This window comes from Pseudomonas sp. PDM24 (genome assembly GCF_019218905.1).
Classification (GTDB): domain Bacteria; phylum Pseudomonadota; class Gammaproteobacteria; order Pseudomonadales; family Pseudomonadaceae; genus Aquipseudomonas.
This window is the reverse complement of sequence record NZ_JAHUWR010000001.1, coordinates 335543-357911: the sequence shown is the minus strand read 5'-3', so window position 1 is coordinate 357911 and position 22369 is coordinate 335543. Positions and strand designations below refer to the sequence as shown.

Annotated in this window: 22 protein-coding genes; 11 read left to right on the top strand and 11 right to left on the bottom strand. The window is 56.5% G+C overall.

What is annotated here, in order from left to right:
• Positions 1–146 precede the first annotated feature (146 nt).
• Positions 147–938: a hypothetical protein gene (locus tag KW837_RS01745; RefSeq protein ID WP_192346965.1), complete on the top strand. Its 792-nt coding sequence runs from the start codon at positions 147–149 to the stop codon at positions 936–938.
• 113 nt (positions 939–1051) lie between these two features.
• Here the strand turns inward: KW837_RS01745 and prmB are convergent, their stop codons facing one another.
• Positions 1052–1960: a 50S ribosomal protein L3 N(5)-glutamine methyltransferase gene (gene prmB / locus KW837_RS01740; RefSeq protein WP_008005645.1), complete on the bottom strand. Its 909-nt coding sequence runs from the start codon at positions 1958–1960 to the stop codon at positions 1052–1054.
• Positions 1961–2198: 238 nt separating this feature from the next.
• Here prmB and KW837_RS01735 point away from each other — a divergent pair, with 238 nt between their 5' ends.
• From KW837_RS01735 to KW837_RS01700, 8 genes are all read left to right on the top strand, one after another.
• The gene (locus tag KW837_RS01735; protein ID WP_218394305.1) at positions 2199–2789 is read left to right on the top strand and encodes a cysteine hydrolase family protein; all 591 of its coding nucleotides are present in this window, start codon (positions 2199–2201) and stop codon (positions 2787–2789) included.
• Positions 2790–2920: 131 nt separating this feature from the next.
• Positions 2921–3241 carry a hypothetical protein gene (locus tag KW837_RS01730; protein ID WP_007898816.1) on the top strand — a complete coding sequence of 107 codons (321 nt, stop codon included), beginning with the start codon at positions 2921–2923 and terminating at the stop codon, positions 3239–3241.
• Positions 3242–3316: 75 nt separating this feature from the next.
• Positions 3317–3874: a Smr/MutS family protein gene (locus KW837_RS01725; RefSeq protein WP_007898817.1), complete on the top strand. Its 558-nt coding sequence runs from the start codon at positions 3317–3319 to the stop codon at positions 3872–3874.
• A 589-nt stretch (positions 3875–4463) separates the two neighbouring features.
• Positions 4464–5360 (top strand): hypothetical protein, encoded by an 897-nt coding sequence (locus KW837_RS01720; RefSeq protein ID WP_218394304.1) that lies wholly within the window; start codon positions 4464–4466, stop codon positions 5358–5360.
• Positions 5347–7218 carry a hypothetical protein gene (locus KW837_RS01715; RefSeq protein WP_218394303.1) on the top strand — a complete coding sequence of 624 codons (1872 nt, stop codon included), beginning with the start codon at positions 5347–5349 and terminating at the stop codon, positions 7216–7218. Before KW837_RS01720 ends, KW837_RS01715 begins: the two co-directional genes overlap by 14 nt.
• Positions 7215–8153, top strand: a complete 939-nt coding sequence (locus KW837_RS01710) for a hypothetical protein (RefSeq protein WP_218394302.1) — start codon at positions 7215–7217, stop codon at positions 8151–8153. Before KW837_RS01715 ends, KW837_RS01710 begins: the two co-directional genes overlap by 4 nt.
• On the top strand, positions 8143–9216 hold the full coding sequence (locus KW837_RS01705) for a hypothetical protein (protein WP_218394301.1): 1074 nt from the start codon (positions 8143–8145) through the stop codon (positions 9214–9216). The genes KW837_RS01710 and KW837_RS01705 overlap by 11 nt, the downstream gene beginning before the upstream one ends.
• A gap of 136 nt (positions 9217–9352) precedes the next feature.
• Entirely contained in the window at positions 9353–9568 is a 216-nt protein-coding gene (locus KW837_RS01700) for a hypothetical protein (RefSeq protein WP_218394300.1), read from the top strand.
• Between the two features lie 253 nt (positions 9569–9821).
• On the opposite strand, the gene KW837_RS01695 is transcribed toward KW837_RS01700, so the two are convergent.
• Positions 9822–10100 carry a hypothetical protein gene (locus KW837_RS01695; RefSeq protein WP_218394299.1) on the bottom strand — a complete coding sequence of 93 codons (279 nt, stop codon included), beginning with the start codon at positions 10098–10100 and terminating at the stop codon, positions 9822–9824.
• A 219-nt stretch (positions 10101–10319) separates the two neighbouring features.
• Between KW837_RS01695 and KW837_RS01690 the strand changes: the two genes are divergently transcribed.
• Positions 10320–11027 carry a hypothetical protein gene (locus tag KW837_RS01690; protein ID WP_218394298.1) on the top strand — a complete coding sequence of 236 codons (708 nt, stop codon included), beginning with the start codon at positions 10320–10322 and terminating at the stop codon, positions 11025–11027.
• A gap of 44 nt (positions 11028–11071) precedes the next feature.
• On the top strand, positions 11072–11770 hold the full coding sequence (locus KW837_RS01685) for an SOS response-associated peptidase family protein (RefSeq protein ID WP_218394297.1): 699 nt from the start codon (positions 11072–11074) through the stop codon (positions 11768–11770).
• 1277 nt (positions 11771–13047) lie between these two features.
• Here KW837_RS01685 and KW837_RS01680 read toward each other — a convergent pair.
• From KW837_RS01680 to KW837_RS01640, 9 genes are all read right to left on the bottom strand, one after another.
• Positions 13048–13842 (bottom strand): DNA adenine methylase, encoded by a 795-nt coding sequence (locus tag KW837_RS01680; protein WP_218394296.1) that lies wholly within the window; start codon positions 13840–13842, stop codon positions 13048–13050.
• A gap of 150 nt (positions 13843–13992) precedes the next feature.
• Positions 13993–14511 (bottom strand): lysis system i-spanin subunit Rz, encoded by a 519-nt coding sequence (locus KW837_RS01675; protein ID WP_032830996.1) that lies wholly within the window; start codon positions 14509–14511, stop codon positions 13993–13995.
• A complete protein-coding gene (locus KW837_RS01670; protein ID WP_218394295.1) occupies positions 14508–14933 on the bottom strand; it encodes a cell wall hydrolase in 426 nt (141 codons plus the stop codon). Before KW837_RS01670 ends, KW837_RS01675 begins: the two co-directional genes overlap by 4 nt.
• Before the next feature lie 59 nt (positions 14934–14992).
• Positions 14993–15754: a hypothetical protein gene (locus tag KW837_RS01665; RefSeq protein WP_028939662.1), complete on the bottom strand. Its 762-nt coding sequence runs from the start codon at positions 15752–15754 to the stop codon at positions 14993–14995.
• On the bottom strand, positions 15751–17862 hold the full coding sequence (locus KW837_RS01660; protein WP_218394294.1) for a hypothetical protein: 2112 nt from the start codon (positions 17860–17862) through the stop codon (positions 15751–15753). The genes KW837_RS01665 and KW837_RS01660 overlap by 4 nt, the downstream gene beginning before the upstream one ends.
• A gap of 12 nt (positions 17863–17874) precedes the next feature.
• Positions 17875–20412 (bottom strand): phage tail protein, encoded by a 2538-nt coding sequence (locus KW837_RS01655; RefSeq protein WP_218394293.1) that lies wholly within the window; start codon positions 20410–20412, stop codon positions 17875–17877.
• On the bottom strand, positions 20384–20854 hold the full coding sequence (locus KW837_RS01650) for an NlpC/P60 family protein (protein ID WP_218394292.1): 471 nt from the start codon (positions 20852–20854) through the stop codon (positions 20384–20386). The genes KW837_RS01655 and KW837_RS01650 overlap by 29 nt, the downstream gene beginning before the upstream one ends.
• On the bottom strand, positions 20851–21714 hold the full coding sequence (locus KW837_RS01645; RefSeq protein ID WP_218394291.1) for a DUF2163 domain-containing protein: 864 nt from the start codon (positions 21712–21714) through the stop codon (positions 20851–20853). Before KW837_RS01645 ends, KW837_RS01650 begins: the two co-directional genes overlap by 4 nt.
• Positions 21711–22361, bottom strand: a complete 651-nt coding sequence (locus KW837_RS01640) for a DUF2460 domain-containing protein (protein ID WP_218394290.1) — start codon at positions 22359–22361, stop codon at positions 21711–21713. The genes KW837_RS01645 and KW837_RS01640 overlap by 4 nt, the downstream gene beginning before the upstream one ends.
• Positions 22362–22369 lie beyond the last annotated feature (8 nt).

Sequence of the window (22369 nt, the reverse complement as noted above, 5' to 3'; positions counted from 1 at the left end):
CCGGGCCCGCTTTAAGGCGACAACGCGGCGTGAAAACTAGTTGAGAACTCCCCCTAGCCCTCCAGTCCTGAAAAAAACGGCCGATAAGCCTTTGTCGCCAGCGCACTGGCTGGCGGCAAGCAGGGCTTGGACAGGATCTCGCCGTTATGACTGATACCCAGACTTCACCCGACACCACCGCTGAAAAAGACGCACCGCCAGCGGTCGAGCTGCCGTGGGCGGACGTCCACGTCGAGCACCACAAAATGCTCCGTCTGGCGCCGCTGCAAACCGACCGCAACACCGGTGGGCGGCCGTTGCGCTTTGTCGAATTCGGTTACGCCGAACGCAATAGCAAGGAACACAGCCTGCTGCGCATGACCATCAAGCTGCCGGGCCAGCGGGTGCGCAAAGAACAGAATCATCTGGATGTCTGGGTTGATCACGCGGCCAAACGCGTGCATTTCGGCCCGGAAAGTGGCTTGCAGATCGAGCCGATGAACCGTGGCATCGGGCGTTATATGGCCGCTCAGGGCATTACGTGGGCGAAGAAAAGATGGCCCGCCTACACCGTCGACGGCACCGACCTGAACAATAAGGATGCGCTGAACGAAGACACTCGCCTGCGCCGCGATCACTTTCTGCGGGTGCACGGTTTTGACGTGGTCTACGCCGACGCCCAGCATTTGAAGGGCAGCGTTAAAGAGGTGTCGGTCGGTGATTTGCTCGGCGACTGGAACAGCGAAAAGTTGCAGCAGGTGGAAATCCTCGAAGCTGCGCAGATGCTCCAGCAAGCCGAGCAGAACCTGGCGGAACAGGAAGTCAAACTGAAGAAGCACGAAGAAAAAGTCAGCAAGTACAAACGCGAAGACGCCGGGCTGCGTTTTACCATTACCTGTCTGGTGGCGTTTGCGGTGTTTCAGGCGGGGTTGTTGATCTGGATTGCTACGCACCGCTGAGGGTTTTAGACCGCGGCGCGGCGATTCGCGGGCAAGCCTCGCTCCTACAGATTTGGTGTGGCCCATCATTTGGACCTGTAGGAGCGAGGCTTGCCCGCGAAGGCTTTCTCAGGTCAGACGCGAGAAGCGAACAGCGCCTGATGATCGCGGCACTGCTCCGCCGTCAGCATGAACACCCCATGCCCACCGCGCTCGAACTCCAGCCAGGCGAAGTCGACTTCCGGGTACAGCGCCTCGACGTGAACCTGGCTGTTACCCACCTCGACAATCAACAAACCTTTCTCGGTCAGATGATCCGCCGCTTCGGCGAGCATGCGGCGCACCAGGTTCAAACCGTCGTCGCCACAGGCCAGGCCCAGCTCCGGTTCGTGCTGATATTCGTCCGGCATGTCGGCGAAATCTTCCGCATCGACGTAGGGCGGGTTCGACACAATCAGGTCGAATCGTTGACCCGGCAAGCCATCGAAACCATCGCCCTGAACAGTGAACACGCGCTCATCGACACCGTGACGCTCGATGTTCTGGTTCGCCACTTCGAGTGCTTCGAACGAAAGGTCCGCCAGTACCACTTCGGCGTTCTGGAACTCGTAGGCACAGGCGATGCCGATGCAACCGGAACCGGTGCACAGGTCGAGAATGCGCGCAGGTTCGGCGCCGAGCCACGGTTCAAAACGCTTTTCGATCAGCTCGCCAATTGGCGAACGCGGGATCAGTACGCGTTCGTCGACAATGAATGACATACCGCAGAACCAGGCTTCACCCAGCAGGTAAGCGGTCGGAATGCGCTCTTCGATGCGACGTTTGAGCAGGCGCTGCAAGTTGACCAGTTCGTCCTCTTCCAGATTGCAGTCGAGGTAGCTATCAGCGATTTCCCACGGCAAGTGCAGCGCACCTAACACCAGTTGACGGGCTTCGTCCCAGGCGTTGTCGGTCCCATGGCCGAAAAACAGATCCTCCCCATGGAAGCGGCTGACGGCCCAACGGATATGGTCACGCAGGGTACGAAGTCGGGAAGTGATCACGGGGCAAACTCCAGAAAAAACGACTGACGATTCTAACAGCCAAAAGACGCCACGACGACGCAGGAAAAACACCGGACCAGATGTAGGACTCTTCTATTTTTTCAGCAAGCTATTGAACAGAACGAGTATCTTGACAAGGCTGCGACCCAACAACGGCGGTGCCTACGATGGTAGCGATTCACAGAAGCGCTCAGCCAGAGGACAATGTCGCAAAAGCCCCACCCGAAGGAGCCCCAGAATGTCCGTTCCAAAAACGATGTTTCAACTCAGCGGCCGTGGTTATGCAGCGGCCAATCTGGGTCATGCGACCCTTGTCATCATCGATGCCCAGAAAGAATACCTCAGCGGCCCCTTGGCACTGAGCGGCATGGATGCTGCCGTCGCGAACATCAAGCAACTGGTGGCCGCTGCCCGTGCAGCCGGTCGGCCGATCGTGCACGTGCGCCACCTTGGCACTGTCGGTGGGCTGTTCGACCCGCAAGGCGAGCGCGGTGAATTCATTCCGGGCCTTGAGCCGCAGAGCGGCGAAACCATCATCGGCAAACTGCTGCCGAGTGCCTTTCACGGCACCGAACTGTATGACCGCCTGCAGGATCTCGGCTCGCTGGACCTGATCGTGTGCGGCTTCATGAGCCATTCCAGCGTCAGCACTACCGTGCGCGCCGCGAAGAACCTGGGCTTTCGTTGCACATTGGTTGAAGACGCGTGTGCGACTCGCGACCTGCCCTACAAGGGTGGCGTCCTGAGCGCCGAGCACGTTCAGCACACCGAGATGGCGATCATGGCGGACAATTTCGCCACCCTCGCCCAGACCCGCGAACTGATCTGATCGACCGTCGATGAGCGGTCCATGCCGCCGCTCATCCGCAAAAGCCTCTCATTTGCTGTAATTGCCCTAGCCTCAGGAACATCCCGGTCAACTCCCGGTCGAAGGGCCGATACCCATTGAGGAAGGTCGGAATGAAGTTATCCGATGGTTTTGATGCACGCCGCTTGCGGCCCAAAGGCCAAAGCAACTGGCGTTTTCGCTTCGGCGCAGCCATTGCCGCTCTGCTGGCGATGTGCGGCGTGCTGCTGGTGATGGCAGGTGCCGCCAGCCTGCTCGGCCAAGCGCCCGCCCTGGGCGAGTTGAATACCAACCGGGTCGGTTCGGCAGTGATTTTGGCAATTGGCCTGTTCGTGCTGTACATCGGGGTGTGGCTGTGGCGCCGCTGCCGCCGCCGTTCGCGTCAATCGCAAGAGCTGAACATGTCCCCGCATTTGATGAAAAAACACGACTGAGCCGAACGCCACGCGTTTTGTCGCGCCCCATTCGCTTCGACTTGGGTAAACTGGCCGCCCTTCGCGGAGGCTGACATGCAAGACGACGATTTTTCCCTGTTCAAAAGCGCGATCCAAGGCGTCAAGCCGATCAAGCACGATCGCGCCGAAACCGGCAAACCCAAGGCCGACCGCGCGCAAATCGCCAAGCTGCGCCAGGCCGCCACTGTGCGCACCGATGCCACCACCGTTGACGGGCTGTCCGATCAGTTCGTCATTGATGTCGGCCCCGAAGATGAGCTGATGTGGGCCCGCGACGGCGTTCAGGAAAGCCAGATGCGCAAGCTCAAGATCGGACAGATTCCGTTCGAAGGCAGTCTCGACCTGCATGGCATGAACGTGGAAAAGGCCCGTGAGACCCTATGGGCCTTTCTGGCCGAAGCGACCAAATTCGAAATCCGCTGCGTACGCGTCACCCACGGCAAAGCGGTGCGCCTGGACGGCAAGCGGCCGATGATCAAAAGCCACGTCAACACCTGGCTACGTCAGCATTCACAGGTGCTTGGCTTCACTTCGTGCCAACCGAAACACGGCGGCGCCGGAGCGGTTTATGTGATGCTCAAACGCACCATGATGGAAGGTCGCGACGAGTGATACCGTCGCTTCACGCTTGCAGCGCCGTGTCCGTCACCGTACCCTTGCCCTTTGCGTAAAATCCCACAGGTAGTTTCATGTCCCTGGAACAGAATTACACCGACATGTTGAGAGGTGTTTTCTAAGTTGTCAGGGTCAATGAAATCAGGGATTTAGCACCTAGGTCAACTCAGAATTTCCTGCCAAAACACAGTCATTGGTATAAAAATTGGTACGGAATTCCCTCCTCTCGTAACACATAAAAAGCCCCGCTCCGGCTGTAACCGTGCGGGGCTTTTTCACAACTTGAGCGGATGTTCTGAACGCTGGCTGAAAGGCAGCCAAAAGAGGCAACCTTTACATCCCAACTGCCTGAACTAATGCCCGTTGGTCACGCCATGAGTGGGTCGGCGGTTGGTAGACGCCTGCATAGCATTTTGATAGCCTCAAAATGATTTTCTACGTGGTGGTTAAGCGGCTCAAGCCAGTATCAGTTCCCGCCTAAAAATAGCTTTCCTCGCCACAATTCGCAGTTTCTGGATATGGATGCGGTCACCAGAATGAGCATCGGCCTGCCGTGAGCTGCAGCAATGAAACATGGAGTTCCCGATTGCGCACCGACACTCAAGTGCAAGAAATTTTGTCTAAATGTGACATCCTCAAGCGAGCAGGCTTGTGGCCGCCCGAACCCAAGCTACGCCCTCGGGCTTGGCTCAGGAATTTTGACGACTCAGACGCCCACATCGCCGCGTTTCTCTTGGATAAGTTCACTTTCTATAATAAAGCGCTCACTGACGCCCTGTTGGTGGCCTCCTATAACTCAATCGGTGACGGGATGGCTAAGGGGCCGTCGGCCCCCCAAGGGGCGGAGCTTGTGGCGAGTATTAGCTCAGCGATCTTGACGCCAGTAAGGGGGGAAAACCCCAACCCTACTGATTCCGGCTACTTTCTATGCCGCAGCGCCCGGCAGCTGTTACACCTGAACGACAGCTTTGTACTGGACTCGGACGCGGCACTTGACCACGCGTACAAGGGTGGCACGGTGATCTTCATTGATGACTTCGTGGGTTCTGGTGATCAGTTTGTCTCGACGTGGAATATGCTTGATAAGCAGAGCAGATCATTTGCAGACGCCCACTCGAAAACCCGTTTCACTGCTATATACGTGACACTAGTCACGACTGATTTCGGCCTTGTTAAAATCAATAATTGCGCTCCTTCTGTTGCGGTATGCGCCACACACATACTGGAAAGAAAATCCACTATAGAAGGCGTGATGGATTCAAACCCCAGCTGGAAATCACCTATTTTGCGATTTTTAGCTAAATACACGCCTCGCCTTACGCCGACAGAGCCCTACATCGCTAATAATCAAAACCACCTGATGTTTGGATACAAAACACGAGGCCTGATGTTCGGCTTTGAACATTCAATACCTGACGCCACCCTGCCGATTTTTTGGTCACCGGGGCGAGACAACTGGGAGCCACTAATTGAGCGAACATAATTCCGCAGGTGTCTTAAGACAGCTTTTTGGTGATAACCGAGCAGAATGGCCATCTGCCAATTTCAAAGAATTATTTGTCAAACCAGCTTACCTGGGAAAACTCGAAGTAATGCGTCCATGCTTCCTTGTTGGTGGACGCGGAACAGGTAAGACAACAGCACTGCAGTCGTTACGCTACGATTCGATGCTAGAGCGCCTGGAAGGTAGCGGTCAATCCTTCGCAGACCAAGAGTATTTGGGTGTGCTTGTTCGAATGAACAAGAATCGGGTTCGTGCTTTTGCAGGTAGCGGCATCGGAGAAGAAAGGTGGGCAAAGCTATTTGCACATTACTTCAACCTGTCAGTCTGCAGCGAAATGGTAAATCTGGCACTCTGGCTGGAAACGAAGCAGGGCTTAAAGCTACAGCCGGAGCACTTGGAAACAATTGCGCTAGAGCTAGGGCTGGAATGCTGTGAAACGCTTGATCAACTGAAAGTTTTGATAAAAAAGGCGATTTCATCCCTACAGCTCCAAGTTAACAATCCTATGAAGGATCTTGGGATAACGCTATCAATGGCGGAGTCTCCTCTACGAACATTTGCCGAAGCTATTCAATCTCAAAACCTGCTCGGTGACAGAGTCATATTTTGCTGCATTGATGAATACGAAAATCTGCTAGATTATCAACAAGCGATACTTAACACATACATCAAGCATGCTGAACCACCGCTATCTTACAAGGTAGGCGTCCGAAAAAACGGACTCAGGAATAGGCAGACCTTGGATGGGCAGGACTTGCTGCGAGTGCCAGACGATTGTCTGGAAATTGAGATCGCTGACGAGGGCTTCGAATTCTTTGCGAAAGCCGTTGCGGAGTTAAGACTGAAGTACGCCCAAGGCGTCGGGGCGCAGATTTCCGACAATCTTCGCGACTTCTTGCAAGAGCTGTCGCTTGCTGAGGAGGCTGTCGTTTTAGGAGCGGATCGTGTCGCTGCTGCAGTGCTCGACGAACTTAAAACTGACAAGCACTACAGCTACTTCAGTCAAAAGTCTCAGGCTGAGCTTTCCTTTCTTAAGTACTGGCAACAAAGTGAAGGTGGTTCATTACAAGAACTGGCAAATGACTGGTTTGACAAAGAGGCAGAATGGAAAACTAGACTAGGCAATCACGGCTACGCCAGTCTTTTTTGGCTTTCAAAAGGCCGAAAAGGCGCGAGAATTAGAAAGTACTATTGCGGTGAACGGACGCTGCTCTCACTCGCCGCTGGAAACATACGATACTTCTTGGAGCTGATCGATACCGCAATCGGTTACCAGCTCGATGAGGAGGGAGCCAACCAGCGACCTCTGATTATTTCCGCAAAATCCCAAACTCTCGCGGCTAGAGAGGTTGGGAAACGGCGCCTCAATCAGCTAGAGGGACTCGCAGACCATGGCGTACAGCTTAAGCGCCTGGTTCTAGCTATAGGCAAGGTGTTCTTTGAGCTCGCGAGAGAACCAAGCGGTAAAACTCCAGAAGTTACATCCTTTGTCCTATCAGGCAACCAATCGGAAACAGCTAGGATTCATCGCTTGCTGCAGGAAGGCGTCGGTCACCTCGCATTCGAATCAGACCCCAGAACAAAATCCACCAGCAGCGTCGAGCTCAGGGATGACGAATACCGCTTGCATAGAATCTTCAGCGCCTTTTTTGAGATCTCACATCGTAAAAAAAGACGTATGTCTATCGAGGCCTCGACCCTGATAAGTGTGCTAGAGGATCGCCCTGCGCGAGCAATTTCTGCGCTTCTTGATGAGAGACCGCAAACAACGGAAGACGATCTGCCAGAACAATTGGCACTTTTCTCTGCATTTTATGATGACGGGCAAAAAAAATGATCAGATTGCCTTTGCCGTCGCTCCATACTAAGCGTTTCAAAAACTTTACGATTAGCGATTTAAAGCCGGAAGAGACAATAATACTTGCCGGTGACTTGGCGGAAAATAGGGACAGGCTCGATGCATGGGAAGAAATTCAGCGCACTGCTCCTGAGCGAATCGTATCGATCAAGAGCTTAGACAAAGAGACCATAGTCGTACGTCATAAAGACCAAGAATTGCGCGTCTCTCTTAGAGATGAAGACTCTATAAACTCCATTTTTAATTCTCGAGACTTCTTAATTGATGTCACGGGACTTTCCCATGATGTATGGGCGCCACTGTTGAAAAGTGCTTACTCGCAAAAAATCAACACGCGCTTGATGTACGTTGAACCAGAGTCTTATACCCCTCATCCCAGCCCAGCGTCCTCTGCCATTTTCGACTTAAGCGTCACATTTGGTGGGTTAGCCCCATTGCCAGGCTTCGCCCAGCTGGCAGGACCAGATGATGAAGACAGGTGTCTGTTTATAGCAATGTTGGGGTTTGAAGGTAATCGTCCTGAACACCTTGCTGCGCAGCTTGACCCAGTTCCGAAAGTCATCCCTGTGGTGGGGGCACCAGGATTTCAACTCGAATACCCGGCGTTCACGGTCGGTTGCAATCGAATGTTCCTGGATGAGTACAAAGCCCATTCGGAGGTCAGATATGCTCGTGCAAGCTGTCCATTCGAGGCGTTCGAAGCACTGACCAAGATCCGTAGAGATTACCCAGAGCACTATATATACTTGGCGCTTGTCGGCACCAAGCCGCACGCTATTGGCTCTGTTCTATTCGCGATGAAGCATGCCGAAACGACCGAAATATTATTCGACCATCCCGTGAAGAAAAGTGGACGAACGTCAGGTGTGGGGATAGTCCATGTCTACGATTTTGAGGACTTCCATGCCTATTGACTTGGATAGGTACTACACGCCGGAAGACGTTGCGGTTAGCGCCCTAGAGCGCGGCGTGTTTCCTTTTGTGCCTAAGGTATGCGCCGACTCCACGTGTGGATCAGGGCGGCTTCTAGATGCCGCGAACGCGGTCTTTGGCTCAGTAGAATCTATTGGAATTGACCGTGATGTGGAAGCGATCAGTCAGCTACGGCTGAGAAGGCCTGACTGGCATTTGTCCGTAGGTGACTTGCTTCATCCCAGTACCAGCGAAACCTTGCATAGGCGGCAGCCTGTCGACTTGCTGGTGCTAAACCCGCCATTCAGCCACGGACATAAGAAATTCGTAGAGATCCAGTTTGCCGGAAAAGAAATGAGGGGAAGCATCGCAATGGCCCACCTGCTGCGAAGCTTCGACTTGTTCCAGCCCAGCTTGGGCGCCATCGTGATAGCGCCAGAATCTCTTCTCTACTCTGAAACTGATCAGGACGCCCGGCAAGCGCTTGCGGAAGACTATCAACTTACAAAATTGGCAGACTTGCAACGATGCACATTTCGCGGCGCCAGAGTTCAGGCATCCGTCGTCCAGATTCTGCCGGGAGGCCATCAGCAGTCTCATCAAGAAATCAGGCATTACAACGGCGTCATCCAGGCCAGGCTCGTGCGAGGCAGCCTTTCAGTCCATCTGAATGTCTCTGATCCATCTGGGGTACCGTTTGTACACTCCACAGATCTTAAGAACATTGCGGATGCAGGCAAAATTGAAGGTCTATCCAAAACCGGCAATGTGGCTAAGGGAAGGACAAAAGGATGGGTCATTTTAGTCCCTAGAGTCGGGCTCCCGGACTGTCAGGCCGTAAAAGCAATTAAGCTCGAGCAAACCGTGCAGCTTTCCGACTGCGTCATCGCGTTGGAGTTCTCTACCAAGGCGGCGGCAACGAAAGCGGAGAAACGGATTCACTCTCGCTGGCTGGAATTCAAGGGCCTGTACCGAGGTACAGGTGCTCGTTACATCACCATGGCAAGATTGAGCCTTTGGCTTCCGGTTATAGCGGTGTCCCCTAATCATCTATTGAACTCCTGAGATCGCCGCTAACGTTCGCTTCTGGCCGTGGACTCAATCGGTCACCACAGGCAGCTTTTGGCCCGATAGCTGTCAGTCACGAATGCCCGCCCATAGTCGCTGCTATGCTTGAGCTCTCACGAAAGGAATCGACACAATGCCAAGCGATTATTCACTGCCAGATGTACTGGAAAGGCTGTACGAAAACCAGCAGGCCCTGGAGGCGGCCATTATGGAATTGACGCTGTTGGTTGAGGAGCAAGGGGCACGGGAAGTGGGCGGAAATGTCCGTGGCGCACTGTGGACCATGGCTGAAAACGCTGGCCATATCAAACAAGGCCTGGCTCGATTGAAAAAATTGGACATTGGTTAACCGATTGCATACGCAAGGCTCAGTAGCTTGTGGCCGCGGTTGCCATCCTGCTTCAACCGAGTACTCACATTCATAAACGGTGGATCGATACCCCCGTTTCAAATCACGGGCGGCGCCATGGATGAAAAATACTTCATTGGCATGTTATTGGCGCTTGGCTTGGTATGGATTGCGGTTGTCCTGTGGATCGTGGGTCCGTATGTGGGAGGCACCTTCTAGTGACAGGATGTGAAATGGGGCCAGTATCGCGCGGCTAGACGATATCCTGCCGCTCGGTCTCGATTTGCCGCCATAAGGCTTCTTCAATGAACTCAGAATATTGTTCGGCCAGCGCCGCGCAGGCATTGCGTCCGGCGTCGGTGGCCACGCCGTTTTCGTCATATACCTGGCCCGACACCACGCGAAACTCCAGTTCACGATAGCCATATGCATCCCAGTCACTGGTGGTGACCTCCGGATTGGGCGGCACATCCAGCAACGAGGTCACTTCGCATTGCAGGCAGTATTGGTCGATGTTCACCTCATACGGCATATGCGCCTCCCGCTGCCGCTGGATGTGGTGCGCATAGCTATTTTGAACGTTAGCCTGGACGAAAGTGCAGGGACAAGATCAAGCGATTGCTATTTTTCTGATCGTCATTTCAGCTCGAAACTCCCCCAAACTCGGCAGCTCGTCGACTCCCCCTCGCCAGAATACTAGCTCTTCGATTACTGTACATAAAACCAGTACCCGTACAGTGAACCCGTCTCGATGAATTTTGAACAGGCTAAAGCGCTGAGGCTTCAGCAGTGGCGCTCGACCCTCGACAATCACGATTTCCGATTGCAAAACCCCGAAGCGCACCGGCAGCACCTTCACTCCATGACCAACGCTCTGATGGTCGAAGGGCTGATCGATACGTTCGAGCAATTCGATATGAATGAAATAGCCAATGCGGCGTACTGGCATGCCGTTGAGGAACTACAGAGCCATCCTGTCCGCTATTGCGGCGCATCGTGCTATGACGTCGTGGCCTGCGACGGCTCCCTGACACTCGGGAAAATCGGGCAAACCATTTTTAACGCAAGAAGAGACAACCAGGACGAAGTTCGAACCACCTACGATGGCAAGGTCTATCGCGACGGCATCGGAGCAAGTCTTGTTTTCAACCCATCGGGCGTCACGGCACGTATCGAAGGCCTTACGCTGACCCTGCCCGATGGTCGACAGTTCGATCTCATCGAGACAGGCCGGATGATTCTCGGGGTAATCTACAAGCCGATTGAAGACCCCGATATTTATCGTGCCCTGGTCGACACGGCGCAGATCGCGCTGGAAGGTCGCGACCTGGCCGCCTACGAAAAGATGCGACCGTTTATTGACCTGGCCAGGTTCATAACCTGCCCCGCTTGCCTCGATCGCTTTGACCGAAAAGACGATTGCGCTGCCTGCTCCGGGCAAGGCTTCGTCATCAAGTAGCCGAGGTCTGAACTACGCTGAGAGCAGGCCGGAGGATCTGCCCCATGTGTGGACGTCTATCCCAATACAGTGGCATTCACGACTTTGTCGCAGCGCTGAGCATGCCCAACACCCTGATCAACTATGTAGGCGACCAGCCTTTTGAGCTCTACAACGCCGCGCCAACCACCCAGCTCGCCCTCTTTCACCAGGAAGGTCAGTTTCTCCGGGCTGACATGGTGCGCTGGGGATGGCGGCCGCACTGGGCCAAAGACCGCGCCGCGCCGATCAACGCCCGGGTTGAAAAAGTCGCCCACGGACCGTTCTTCAAAGCGATCTGGCCGCACCGGACGATCATCGCCATCGACAACTGGTTTGAATGGGTAGATGAAGGCGGCCCAAAGAAACAACCCTACCTAGTTCGGCACCATGACCGAACTCCGATCCTCTGTGCCGCGATCGGCCAATATCCCACCGCCGAGCATGAGCCAGGCGAGCACGATGGCTTCGTCATCATCACCGCCGACAGCGCCGGCGGCATGGTGGACATCCACGACCGGCGACCGGTAACGCTGTCGCCTGAACTGGCCCGGGAATGGTTGGATCCGGCCACGCCCAATGAGCGCGCCGAACAGATGGTATTGCTGCTGAGTGAACCAACCGAAGCATTCGAGTGGTTCAGGATCGACCGGGCAATCGGCAACGTGCGGAATCAAGGTCCGCACCTGATAGTGCCCATCAGCGATGATAGGAATGATTCCTGAGCCTAGACGACCGACAGCTTGCGCAGGATGCTCTGTCATTTTAGGAGCCTGGATAAGGACCCAGATCGGAATGTGGGAGTGAGCTCATTGCCAGTCGCGTGGAATCTCTGAGTACTATCAATATAGAGCTAACCACACCTAAAAATGGCATAGGTTATGTACAAACTAGATCGATAGCATAACGCTATCAGCCATGCAATATCTATTAGCTTGATAGCACAGGATGTATAGCCAAAAATGGCAAAAATCTCTGCTAGTATCGTCGATATTAATTGATGATAGCCACTTGACACCGCTAGCAAAATAAAGCTATCAAAATGCCTTCTTTGCCGAGAAATGACATCATTTCAATATCGCCACTGATATCACCTCCTACGCCCTCTCCCCTCCCTCCAGCCCAGCGTTTCCAAGGCTTTTTTCTCTAAAACGCTGTCAAGGGCTGTTCCTTTTATTACTAACAAAGTCTACTAACTTTCTAATTACAAATAGTAAAAAGACCAATCCACTAGCTAACCCACTAGCTAACAAATCTAAGACAACAAGCTTCCTTAGTAAGTATTCACTAGCATCTAAACACGACATATATACCTAGCCACTTAAGTAATTACTTACGTAAAACACATATACTCAAGTAGCTACGCATCTCTTAATAATTCACTCTAAATTGTATTAGTGGCATTTTCGTATTGCACGCTCTCCTATGCACGGGAAGGGAAGATTGCCACACCCCTGCTGGGACAAGCCTTTCAGCTTGTCATAGCCATTCCCCCAACCAATCACCCCTTGCATGGGCATCGCAAACTTGGCGGCAAAAAACACTCAAAGAAACTCGTGCTTGACGAACGGTCAGTATGCACTTTAATGTAACGAGACTTCTAACAGACGCACCACTCGTTCCGGCAACTTTTGCAAGGGCAACGGCCTTCGCGCGAACAGTATATTGCCTGCGATAGTTAGAAGAGGGGGCGCTAGAAAGCAAAAAAGGCAGATGGGGTTGCACCCCCATCTGCCTCGAAGCTAACAGCGCAAAAAAATAAACATTGGCGAGGTTTTGCCTCTCCGGTCCTTTGCGCAGTTGTTCGCTCACCACAACGTTAGCATATGGGACCAGAGAGACCAAGACTGGCGGCCACACCATAAGGCATTGAGTATGACGCCATCTCTCCTGGAGCTGCTCCTCGAGCTAGTACGCATGACTACCGAATTGCTGAAGTTTTTACAGATAGTCTTCGCGTAGTAACACCGGCAGGGTCGAAAGGCCCTGCCGCTTCGTAAAGTCAGAATAGTCCTCCCAACCCGGCAGGCTCCCAATTCATGATCACCAGCTCGCCGCTGATCCCTGCCGTCCCCTGCCGCTGATTCGTATTGCAGTAGCGGATGTCCAGCGTCTCGAAGTGAAAACCTTCGAACACCCTCCGGATGTCCCAATGATCATTGATGCTGACCATCACCTTGCCTTTGCAACGGCGCATGAAGTCCGCCATCCGCTCGTAGTTCTCAAACGGAAAGTCCACCCCATAACCAGCTGTCTGCCAGTAAGGCGGGTCCATGTAGTGGAAGGTGTGAGCGCGGTCGTAGCGCTCGGCGCATTCGAGCCAGGGAAGGTTTTCGACATAGGTGCCGGACAGGCGCTGCCAAGCGGACGATAGGTTTTCCTCGATCCGTAGCAGGTTGATGGCCGGGCCGGTGGTGGCGGTGCCGAACGTCTGCCCAGTGACCTTGCCGGCGAAGGCATGGTGCTGCAGGTAGAAGAATCGGGCGGCGCGCTGGATGTCGGTGAGGGTTTCAGGGCGAGTCATCTTCTGCCACTCGAACACCTGTCGCGAGCTCAGCGCCCACTTGAACTGGCGCACGAATTCTTCAAGGTGGTTCTGCACGACGCGGTATAGCGTGACCAGGTCGCCGTTGATGTCGTTGAGGACTTCAACCGGCGCCGCCTGGGGTCGCATGAAGTACAGAGCAGCACCGCCGGCAAAGACTTCGACGTAGCATTCGTGGGGTGGGAACAGCGGAATGAGGCGATCGGCCAGGCGGCGTTTGCCGCCCATCCAAGGGATGATGGGTGTAGACATTGAGAGCAAGACCTTTACTGTATGGATAAACAGGTGCTAGGCTCGCCGCGCTTCGTGCACGGAGTAAGAGCCTTGGCTGGACTTGCAGGGACAATCTGCAGGGACGGCGGCCGGGTTGGATGTTGACGCATTCACCCCGGTCGCTCTTTTTCACTTCGGTGTTGAGACTTCTCTGGCGTAGGCCTGACAGGCTGCCAAGGCGATCAGTCCTTGGTCGCCGGTATCGGTGATGCCGATAATTCGTTGAGCATGCGCTGGGTCAAGTCGGGCGCGCGCTCCGTCATGAACCACGCTACCGGCTGCGGTACCGGCTGGCACTGAACTGCCACCGGCTGGACCTTCGGTAAGGAGGACTGACAGCCGCAGATCAGCAGTGGCAAGCCGATCGCGCAGGCGAGCCTGGTTGGTTTGAGCATCGCTCAGTTCCTTGTAGTGAGATTGTTCGCTGGTAGACAAGCGCTGCTCCAGGGCCAGGCGCTTTTCCTGATCGGCTCGGACTTGGCCCGCGACTGCATTACTGATGGCGGTCAAATCGTCTTTGTGCAGGCCAGCCTGTTCCGCCAGCTGCTTGCCGTACCGCCAGTCCTGCACCTTCCAGGTAACTCCAGTCGTCAGCAGCATTAGGACCAGTACGCCTACGGCCGCCAACTTCAGCGACGCGGGGCTCACGGCACATCCCTGAAAAAGACGTGGTGGCCGAGTCGGAATGTTTGTTTCGCTCCCACAGTCCATGCCGGTGCTTTCGGCAAAGTGGTCGCGTAGTAATGCGTGGCCCCACCGGTGGGATCCGGAACCTTGCCGGTCATCACCTGTTCAGCGGCGATCTGCGCTTGAGCAAACTCGCGGAACGGGATCGGCTTAGCACCGCTCAGGTAGACGAAGTTCGGATCGTTCTTGTTCCAGCAGCTGAACTGGTAGGGTTTCTGGCACACACCGACATAGCCCTCGCCCCACCAGGATCTGGCCTTGCCATCGTTCACCCGGTTGCGGATGGTCCAGGCCACAGCGATCTGGCCAGCCAGCCCCTCCCCTCGAGCTTCACCCCACAGCGTGCGCGCAAAAATGTCTCGGTCTATTTCGGTTGCAGTCATAACTTTTCTCCAGGCGAAAAAAAGCCCGCACTTGGCGGGCAATAGATGACGGGAATTGATCAGGCACTTAGGCCATAGGCCCTTTGGGTGAAGCCTCGAATCTTGCTGAGCAACGCGGTGGCTGCAGGAGCCGAGCTGTTCAAGGCGATATCACAGATAAAAATGTCGGACACATTGCCGTCCCAGAACTGCCCTCCTCCAGGCAACGCACCAAGGCTCAAGGCCGACATACTGGGAGCGCCAGCCGCCGCAACAACGCTCACCGCACCATTGACCATCAAAAAGATGTTGGTGCCATCAAATCCAGCGGCGAAGGCGAACGGCTCCCCGATGGGAATGGCGAGTGCGCCGGTACTCACCGTGCCAAATTGCAGACGCATCGCCGCCGCTCCACCAGATACGTTCAGAATCGATCGGACCGTGGTGCTGGTAAACGTGCCCATCAGGTTGGCGGCTGCCGCATTGTTGTTGAGCGTCGCTACACCCGCCCAGGTAAACGGCTGCGATAGATTGGCGGCAGCCCCGGAGAACACCGACTTGTCGGATTCCGACGCGTTGAACCTGGCCCCCGGGTAGATTCCAAACAAGCCGTTGACCAGCGTCGCCGAGTTGGCCGAAGTCGCCCGAGTGAACTTGGCCCCCGTACCCTTTTTGTCCGTAAAGGAAATGATTTCGGCACCGTCCAGGTCCACGCTACGGGGATCCGCCTGGAACCAGTTAACCAGGTGAACATCGCCAATGAGCGCTTCAGCCCGCGAGCCGCCCACGCTCAACGCATCGTTGTTAAAGGGTTGATTGATCCGGATTCCAGCGATGCTCATACGGTGACTCCTATTTGTTGACGCAAGAGGTTATGCCGAATGAACTTCGGTACCGGATGCCCCAGGCGATGGTAAAAAGATGGTGTCTCGGTCATGGCAATGGCGTTGCCTGCCATGGAGTAGTAGCCAGCTCCTAGGCCGTAATCCATTCCGTACCGCACAACCGGACTGCCCCCGGTTGGTACCGCCGCCAGGGTCAAGGTGATGGTGGCCCCGGCATACGCAATGGCGGTGATCGCAGTGGCGCCGTTGCTGTCGCGGAACACAAAGCCATCCTGAGTGACCTGCGGCAGCCAGTCCTGGTCCTTAGCAGTGCTGGTGGTCCCGGGCGGCAAGTCCACCGTGAGGGTAACGGTCGTACCGACCCGCACAGCGCTGCGCATCCGCAGAGGTTTCCACGTCCTGCCCAGTTCGATCTGGACCTCCACTGCCGCATGGATATCGGCCATCAACATCTTGCCCAAGGCATTGGCATGCTGAAGATCACTGACCGGCAGCATGTACATCGGGCCGAAGAGCTTCACATCAGTCCGCGCATCCGCTGCAGCAATCTGCAGTTGACCGACACCGTTATCCGGCGACACGCCGACGGTCTGCCACAGGGCAATCTCCATCAGGCTGGTCTGACCGAGCTGGGTCTTCAGCGCGGGTATGACGGTGTCGACAAAGGTATTGAAATCGGCGTACCAGTTATCCGACTTTTCACCCTGAATGTAGGTCAGGTGCCGGCATTCAATGGTGCGCCCGTAGAGGGCGGCGCAGACCTTGGCGCGATTGGCGAAGGTCATCAAATTGATCCAGTTCACCGTACCGGATAAAAAACTGGCGGCCGGCTGATCGCCTTGGCCTGCCGTCGCCACGATTTGGCCGACCTGAGGAAGGCCGGCGTCTGCCCACGCCTGCGCGGAGGAGAACGCCGCCAGGGCAGCCGGCCATTGACCGAGGCCGGCGGCTGAATCGTACAGCGGCACCAGATCGGTCAAGGTTTCCCCGTTCACCAGCCCATTTGATCCCTGCATAAAAAAACGGCCGTCAAACGACAATACCGTATGAGGAAACAACGGCCGACCTTCGAGGATGCCAGGGCTGGATGCCCCCAGAGAATTTGACTGCCCGATCATTCCCCGGAATCGCATCGGCGCCTTGCGATCGATCACGATGGTGTCGTAAGAGCCCGTGGCCCTTTGCTTCCCGTCATACGATTGACCACTGCGGTCCTGAATCGCGGCGATATTGAACGCTGTGGTTCGCCGCACTGCAGAGACCGCATAAGAGCCGCGCATCTCCGTCAGCGGCAGGTAGGTCGAGACGCCGCTCAGGTTCTGCGCGACAAACCGAATCGCGCTGTCAGACAACAACAGATCGGTCCGACCATCGTCGGGATTGAAGGTGATGCCGTTCTTGCGATCGACCAGCGATTGGATAATGGGAATCCCCGACGGCCCATCCCTGGAAGGGACCGAGGCCATGGAGGGCACCTCAAGGTGAGTCGCAAACACTCCACCGTTCCCCAAAAAACCGACGACCTTTCCCGAGGGGTCCACGATCGGAAAGGCAAAATCCGACACGCCGTCCCGATAAAACCCGAGAGCATCGTCACGATCTGCCCTGCTGGAAAGGTCATCGACGACTTTCTTACTGACATCATCAGAGATATGCAGCGAAGTGGCGCTGTCCACCTTCTGCCACAACGTCCGCAGAATCCGTGGATCCGTACTGGCGGCCCAGAACATCATCCCGTTGAGAACGGTAGCACTGGCTCGGCCTGCCGCTTCGCTGGGATAGATTTTCCCATCGGTGAGTTCTAACCGAAGCCTTCCAACCTCGGCGTCCACCACGTCGGCGGCATCCACCGTGTGGATCTCACGCAGCAAGGGTGCCTGGTACCCCCCGTAGCTGATCTGAATATCAATCCGGTCGACCTTCGTATAGAAAAACACCCGGGCTGCTGCATCGGCACTAAATGGATTGCCCTGAATCACGGACGCGGTCGCGTCGGTGAACAAGGTGGCCAGCGTCTGAGTCCCTGACACAAGCACACGCACCGTCGCTCCAGGCAATAGGACGCCGTCCTCGGCCCTTGCGGCAAAGAATTGAATGGGTTGCATGGTGGCTCTCTATCAGGTGTTAAAGGTGATCGCCGAAGCGAAATTGAGCTGGTTGCGTGTGCTGCTCCAGGTGTCATAGGCAGCAGCGCGCAGGTAGTACGTGGTACCGACGATCAAGCCGGCAATCTCCCCGGAACGGGACGAGCCCTGATATCCAACAGCCCCTGCGATGGTCGGATCGAAATCAGCGAACGTGGAGTACACGAACACATAACCAGCAGCGTCTGCTGCAGTGCTTTCGTCGCAACTCACATCAACTGTGGTGCCGCTGACTGTCGCAGCAGTACCGCTTACGGCCGGCGGCGCCGTATTGGTCACTAACACCGACGTCAACGGTGCGCTGCCGGCAGCGTTTCGCTCGATGATCTCCACGCGATAACTGCGTATCAACGCGCCGTCGACCAAGGCATCGGCACGCTGGTAGGTGAAGGCGCTGCTGGTGGTCGACACCTGACGCAGCAGCGCATTGCTGCCTGCGTGGCGGATCCGTACCAGCCGATCTTCGGCGCGAGCCCCTGCCGTCCAACTGACGGTGAAGTACGGCGCTTCGAATGAGCCGACCAACGCCAGGTGCTGTGCCGGTGCCGGCACCACCCGCGCGGGCGACAAGGTGACGCTGTACGCCGTGACGTCCGCCAGATTCTCCAGCGCCCGGCCATACACGTTGAACGAGCGGAACTTCACCCACACGGTTCTGCCGATCTGATCCCGGGCATAGCTGTATTTCCAGACCGCATCGTCCAAGCGCACGAAGGGTGAACCGGCCGGATGGCTGGCCACCGGCGAGCTGAGCCGACCACGTCGCAGGTAGCCCAACTGATAAGCCCCCACGCCGGTCAGCGTTGCATCGCGGTAGCTAAGCAGTTCCCCGTCCACCCAGCACAGGGTGGCGCCACTGTCTGCCTCGGCGGTGGTCGCGGCCGTCAGTTCATCCGTGGCCGCCAGTTGCACGGACAAGGCATTGGCAGTGTCCGGATCGCTACCGGCAGCCAACGTCGCGGAGAGCCTGCCCATACGCGCCCGGCCATAGATGGTTTCGGCCATCCGATAACTGTCGCCGTCGGCACTGATCCAGATCTCGCAGCCACCCCAGCTGGGGCTCGCACCGGCCACGGCACCCCACACTTGCAACTCACCGGCTAGCAACAGGCTTTCCGGCGGGTTGAACATGATCGGCGCCAAGACCGGACCGGGTGCGATGTTCTGATTGCTTTGAAAGCCGCTCTTGCTTTGCACTGGATACTTGGGCGCACTGCCGACGCCCAACAATGCATCCTCGGCCACCACGGCCAACTTGCCCTCTTCGTCCTCCTCGACCGAGATCAAGCGCACTAAACGCTGATGCAAATTCAATCCCGGCTCGGTGATGGTGACCAGGTCCATCGGTTCCAGCAGCACATGCTGCCAACCCAGCGAGAACTGGTATTCATTGCGCACGTAAAGCTTGCGTTGCACCAGCAGCTGCGCGGCGTGCGCGCCGATTGCAACATCGCAAATCTCATAGGCCTTGATCGTCTCCATCGGTCGCGAGCCGAACTGCTCGATGGCCGCCTGATCGGTGCCGCGCACCACGTCGGTGTTGTACTCGTGAGCACGATCGAGAATCTCCAGCGAGACCTCGTTGTAGCTGTCCGCCTGACTCTTGATCTTGAGTGAGACCGGAGGCTCACCCTCCTCGGCCAGGAAATCGTCGTCGGTCAGGTTCGCCACTGGCGCGACATCCGGAAACCAGGACACGCCGTTGCCGGTGACGGCCTGATCGCCATAGGGAATGACCTTGAGCTGACCCGCCGACCAGACCAGTTCGCTGTTGGTCAGCTGCAGCCAGCGGGCGATCGCCTCACTGGCCGGTGACTGTTCATCGAGCACAGGACTCAACAACAGGTTTTCAGCCAGGCAGTAGTTGCGATAGTTGCTCAGGTCGGCAATCCACGCGGGGTTGAATCCGATACCGTCCAGAGGGTCGAGCAGTAGTCCTGGCAAGAACTCCCCGGGATTGGCGTCCGGCAGCCCGGGCACTTGATAGGGACCATCGACTTCGAACGTGTGGTTCTGCACCCCAGCACTATCGTTGAGCAGATACCGACTGGCATACACATAGGCCGTGTCCGCGTAGGCGATGGCCTCGGCTGGATGCTTGGTTTGAAGAAATCCCCATACCGGCTGGTCACGGGTACCCTGCGCAAAGCTGAAACCTGCCTGAGCCAAAGCCGACTGGGTCACACCTTTTATGACCGCTTCAGCGAACACTTCCTTGTCGCGGAAAATGCGGTGAACAGCCCCCAACGTTCCACGACCGATCGCGAGGATCAGCGCCGCGTAATAGGTGTAGGTGGTGTCTTTTTGGGTCGCCCCGCCGCCGCCCTTGCCGCCGGACTTTTTCTTCGTGGTCTTCGCCACGGATTCAAAGTCGGTGTAGTAAATCAGGTTGGGACTGATGCGATTGCGGCCGGCGAGCCAGGCGATCGGCTTGCCGCTCGCGCTGCTCTGAACTTGCAGCGCATTGATGCGCGTGGCGCTGTTAGAGATTGTGGTGCTGCTGCCCCCCATCGCTGACTCCATATAGATTGAGTGTGTAATAACGCACCAGCTGGCTGGCCAGCCGTTCCTCGCGCATGTCTGCGTATTCCACGCCTATATCGCGGTAGGCATGGATGACCCGGTGTTCATCGATCACCACCGCGCCGTGACTGTAGGTGCGGCCGAAACGCCACACAGCCATGTCTCCGCGTTGAGGCGTCTCCACGGGGTGGCCGTACCGATCGAGCCAGTCCAGATAACGTTCCTCGCTGCGATGCAGGTGCCAGTCCTGGGCATAGGGTCCGGGGTCGATCAAGGGCATCAGCCCGACCGCGTTATAGACCTCGATCAGCAGCCAGGCACAGTCGACACCGACACCCAGCAAGTGCTGACGGTGCTGGTACGGTGTGCGTAGCCAGCGTTCTGCCTCGGCCACCACGGCCGCCCGCTGCTGAGCTTCGAGCGCGTTCATATGGATGTCTCCGCGACTGGGATGAAGGGCATGCCGCGATAACGCGCGCGATTGCCGAACTTGTTGGTGCAGGCATCCAGCGTGCGCGGACAGCCCGGATAAATCAGGAACTGATCGCCCGGGACGGGCACAGCAGGCACGCCGAGGATCATCGTGACCGCGCCGTCTGCGGTCTGCCGACGCACCGTGCGCGCCACACCAGCATTGGCCCCGTTGACGAAGCGAATCACGCCCTGGTCGAACCAACCCTGTTCGGCCGATACGTTGGAATTGATGCGCAACGCGGTGTTGCTGCCGGCCTGGACCACTCCCGCCGTTTGGAACAACGCCCGATTAACCCCGCAATCGGCGCTGTACACCGTGCGCAGACACGACGGCTGATACACACCCCGAGGGACTTTGGTGTCCAGCAGTTCCATCGGCGACTTGACTGTCACGGTCGCTTGCTCGCGATCCGCGGGATCGACCTCGGCCACCCGGCCAATGAAGCGTGTCACCGCTCCAACCACCGGCTGCCCCCAGTCCACCATGAAGGCCCGGGCGAGATTCAACGTAGCGCCATCAAACCCACCACCGGCAATGAACGGCAGCACTGACTCCCCCAGTACGGTGTCGTTCAGGCCGGCGGTAAAGGTGACGTTCAAGGTATCCACTTCGATGCCGCGCACCGCACGCACACCGGTACGTTTGATCAGCGGACCACTGGCCGAGTAGTTCTGCCCGGCGTAGTAAATCTGCAGGCCCGCATCGGTGTAGCGCAGCACCTGTCCGCTGGCCAAGACAATCGTGTACAGGTCGGCCATCACAAAGCTGCGTGCCGTGGCCAGGAACTGCTTCAACTCCGGACTGGCATCGATCATGGTTTGATACTCGTAAAGGCGACGTTCTTCATTTCCCAAATCGTCCGGAAAGGCTGAGCGCCATCCAGCGAATCGGCATCAAAGGCGCAGCGAAAATAAAACGCGCCGCTCCACACCAATGACGCCCCGTTCGGCGGTGGCACGGCAAAAGTGACCAGGCCAAGCTCGTCGACGCTGTACGCCGCCGTCAGAACGCCACCCACCGTCAGCGCATCAATGTTGACGACGCCATACACCGGCTCGATCCAGCCACCGATGGGGCGGGATAGCTGAAACCTTACGGTGGTGCCGTCGCCGGTACCGAACCGGTGCTGTCTAACGAGGTGGTCGGAGCGATCAAAGTACAGGAACTCGCCAAACTGCCCTTTGCGACTGTTGAAAAAGTCCACCAGGCGCGACCACTCATCCAGCCCCGGCCGCTTGCGCACCGCGTTGTAACTGATCTGGAATGACCACAAGGGCGCCGAGTAATAAGCAGTAGTGCGACGTCGGCCGCTAACCGCCTTTTGCACCCCCGTGCTCCACTCCGGAGCCTTTTTCGACAGCAATGTTTGCCCTGGCATACGCGGCAAAACACCTTCTCTGACTACTCCCACATCCGGATAGCTGGCTATCCAGCGTGGTGGCCAGAACGGACCTAATGGCATGATTCCCC

Coding starts and splice junctions, on each gene's coding strand:
- KW837_RS01735 (WP_218394305.1), top strand. CDS start 2,199: ATGTCCGTTCCAAAAACGATGTTTCAACTCAGCGGCCGTGGTTATGCA.
- KW837_RS01700 (WP_218394300.1), top strand. CDS start 9,353: ATGCCAAGCGATTATTCACTGCCAGATGTACTGGAAAGGCTGTACGAA.
- KW837_RS01685 (WP_218394297.1), top strand. CDS start 11,072: ATGTGTGGACGTCTATCCCAATACAGTGGCATTCACGACTTTGTCGCA.
- KW837_RS01695 (WP_218394299.1), bottom strand. CDS start 10,100: ATGCCGTATGAGGTGAACATCGACCAATACTGCCTGCAATGCGAAGTG.
- KW837_RS01730 (WP_007898816.1), top strand. CDS start 2,921: ATGAAGTTATCCGATGGTTTTGATGCACGCCGCTTGCGGCCCAAAGGC.
- KW837_RS01745 (WP_192346965.1), top strand. CDS start 147: ATGACTGATACCCAGACTTCACCCGACACCACCGCTGAAAAAGACGCA.
- KW837_RS01665 (WP_028939662.1), bottom strand. CDS start 15,754: ATGAGCATCGCTGGAATCCGGATCAATCAACCCTTTAACAACGATGCG.
- KW837_RS01680 (WP_218394296.1), bottom strand. CDS start 13,842: ATGTCTACACCCATCATCCCTTGGATGGGCGGCAAACGCCGCCTGGCC.
- KW837_RS01710 (WP_218394302.1), top strand. CDS start 7,215: ATGATCAGATTGCCTTTGCCGTCGCTCCATACTAAGCGTTTCAAAAAC.
- KW837_RS01655 (WP_218394293.1), bottom strand. CDS start 20,412: ATGGGGGGCAGCAGCACCACAATCTCTAACAGCGCCACGCGCATCAAT.
- KW837_RS01670 (WP_218394295.1), bottom strand. CDS start 14,933: ATGACTGCAACCGAAATAGACCGAGACATTTTTGCGCGCACGCTGTGG.
- KW837_RS01650 (WP_218394292.1), bottom strand. CDS start 20,854: ATGAACGCGCTCGAAGCTCAGCAGCGGGCGGCCGTGGTGGCCGAGGCA.
- KW837_RS01690 (WP_218394298.1), top strand. CDS start 10,320: ATGAATTTTGAACAGGCTAAAGCGCTGAGGCTTCAGCAGTGGCGCTCG.
- KW837_RS01725 (WP_007898817.1), top strand. CDS start 3,317: ATGCAAGACGACGATTTTTCCCTGTTCAAAAGCGCGATCCAAGGCGTC.
- KW837_RS01660 (WP_218394294.1), bottom strand. CDS start 17,862: ATGCAACCCATTCAATTCTTTGCCGCAAGGGCCGAGGACGGCGTCCTA.
- KW837_RS01640 (WP_218394290.1), bottom strand. CDS start 22,361: ATGCCATTAGGTCCGTTCTGGCCACCACGCTGGATAGCCAGCTATCCG.
- KW837_RS01645 (WP_218394291.1), bottom strand. CDS start 21,714: ATGATCGATGCCAGTCCGGAGTTGAAGCAGTTCCTGGCCACGGCACGC.
- KW837_RS01705 (WP_218394301.1), top strand. CDS start 8,143: ATGCCTATTGACTTGGATAGGTACTACACGCCGGAAGACGTTGCGGTT.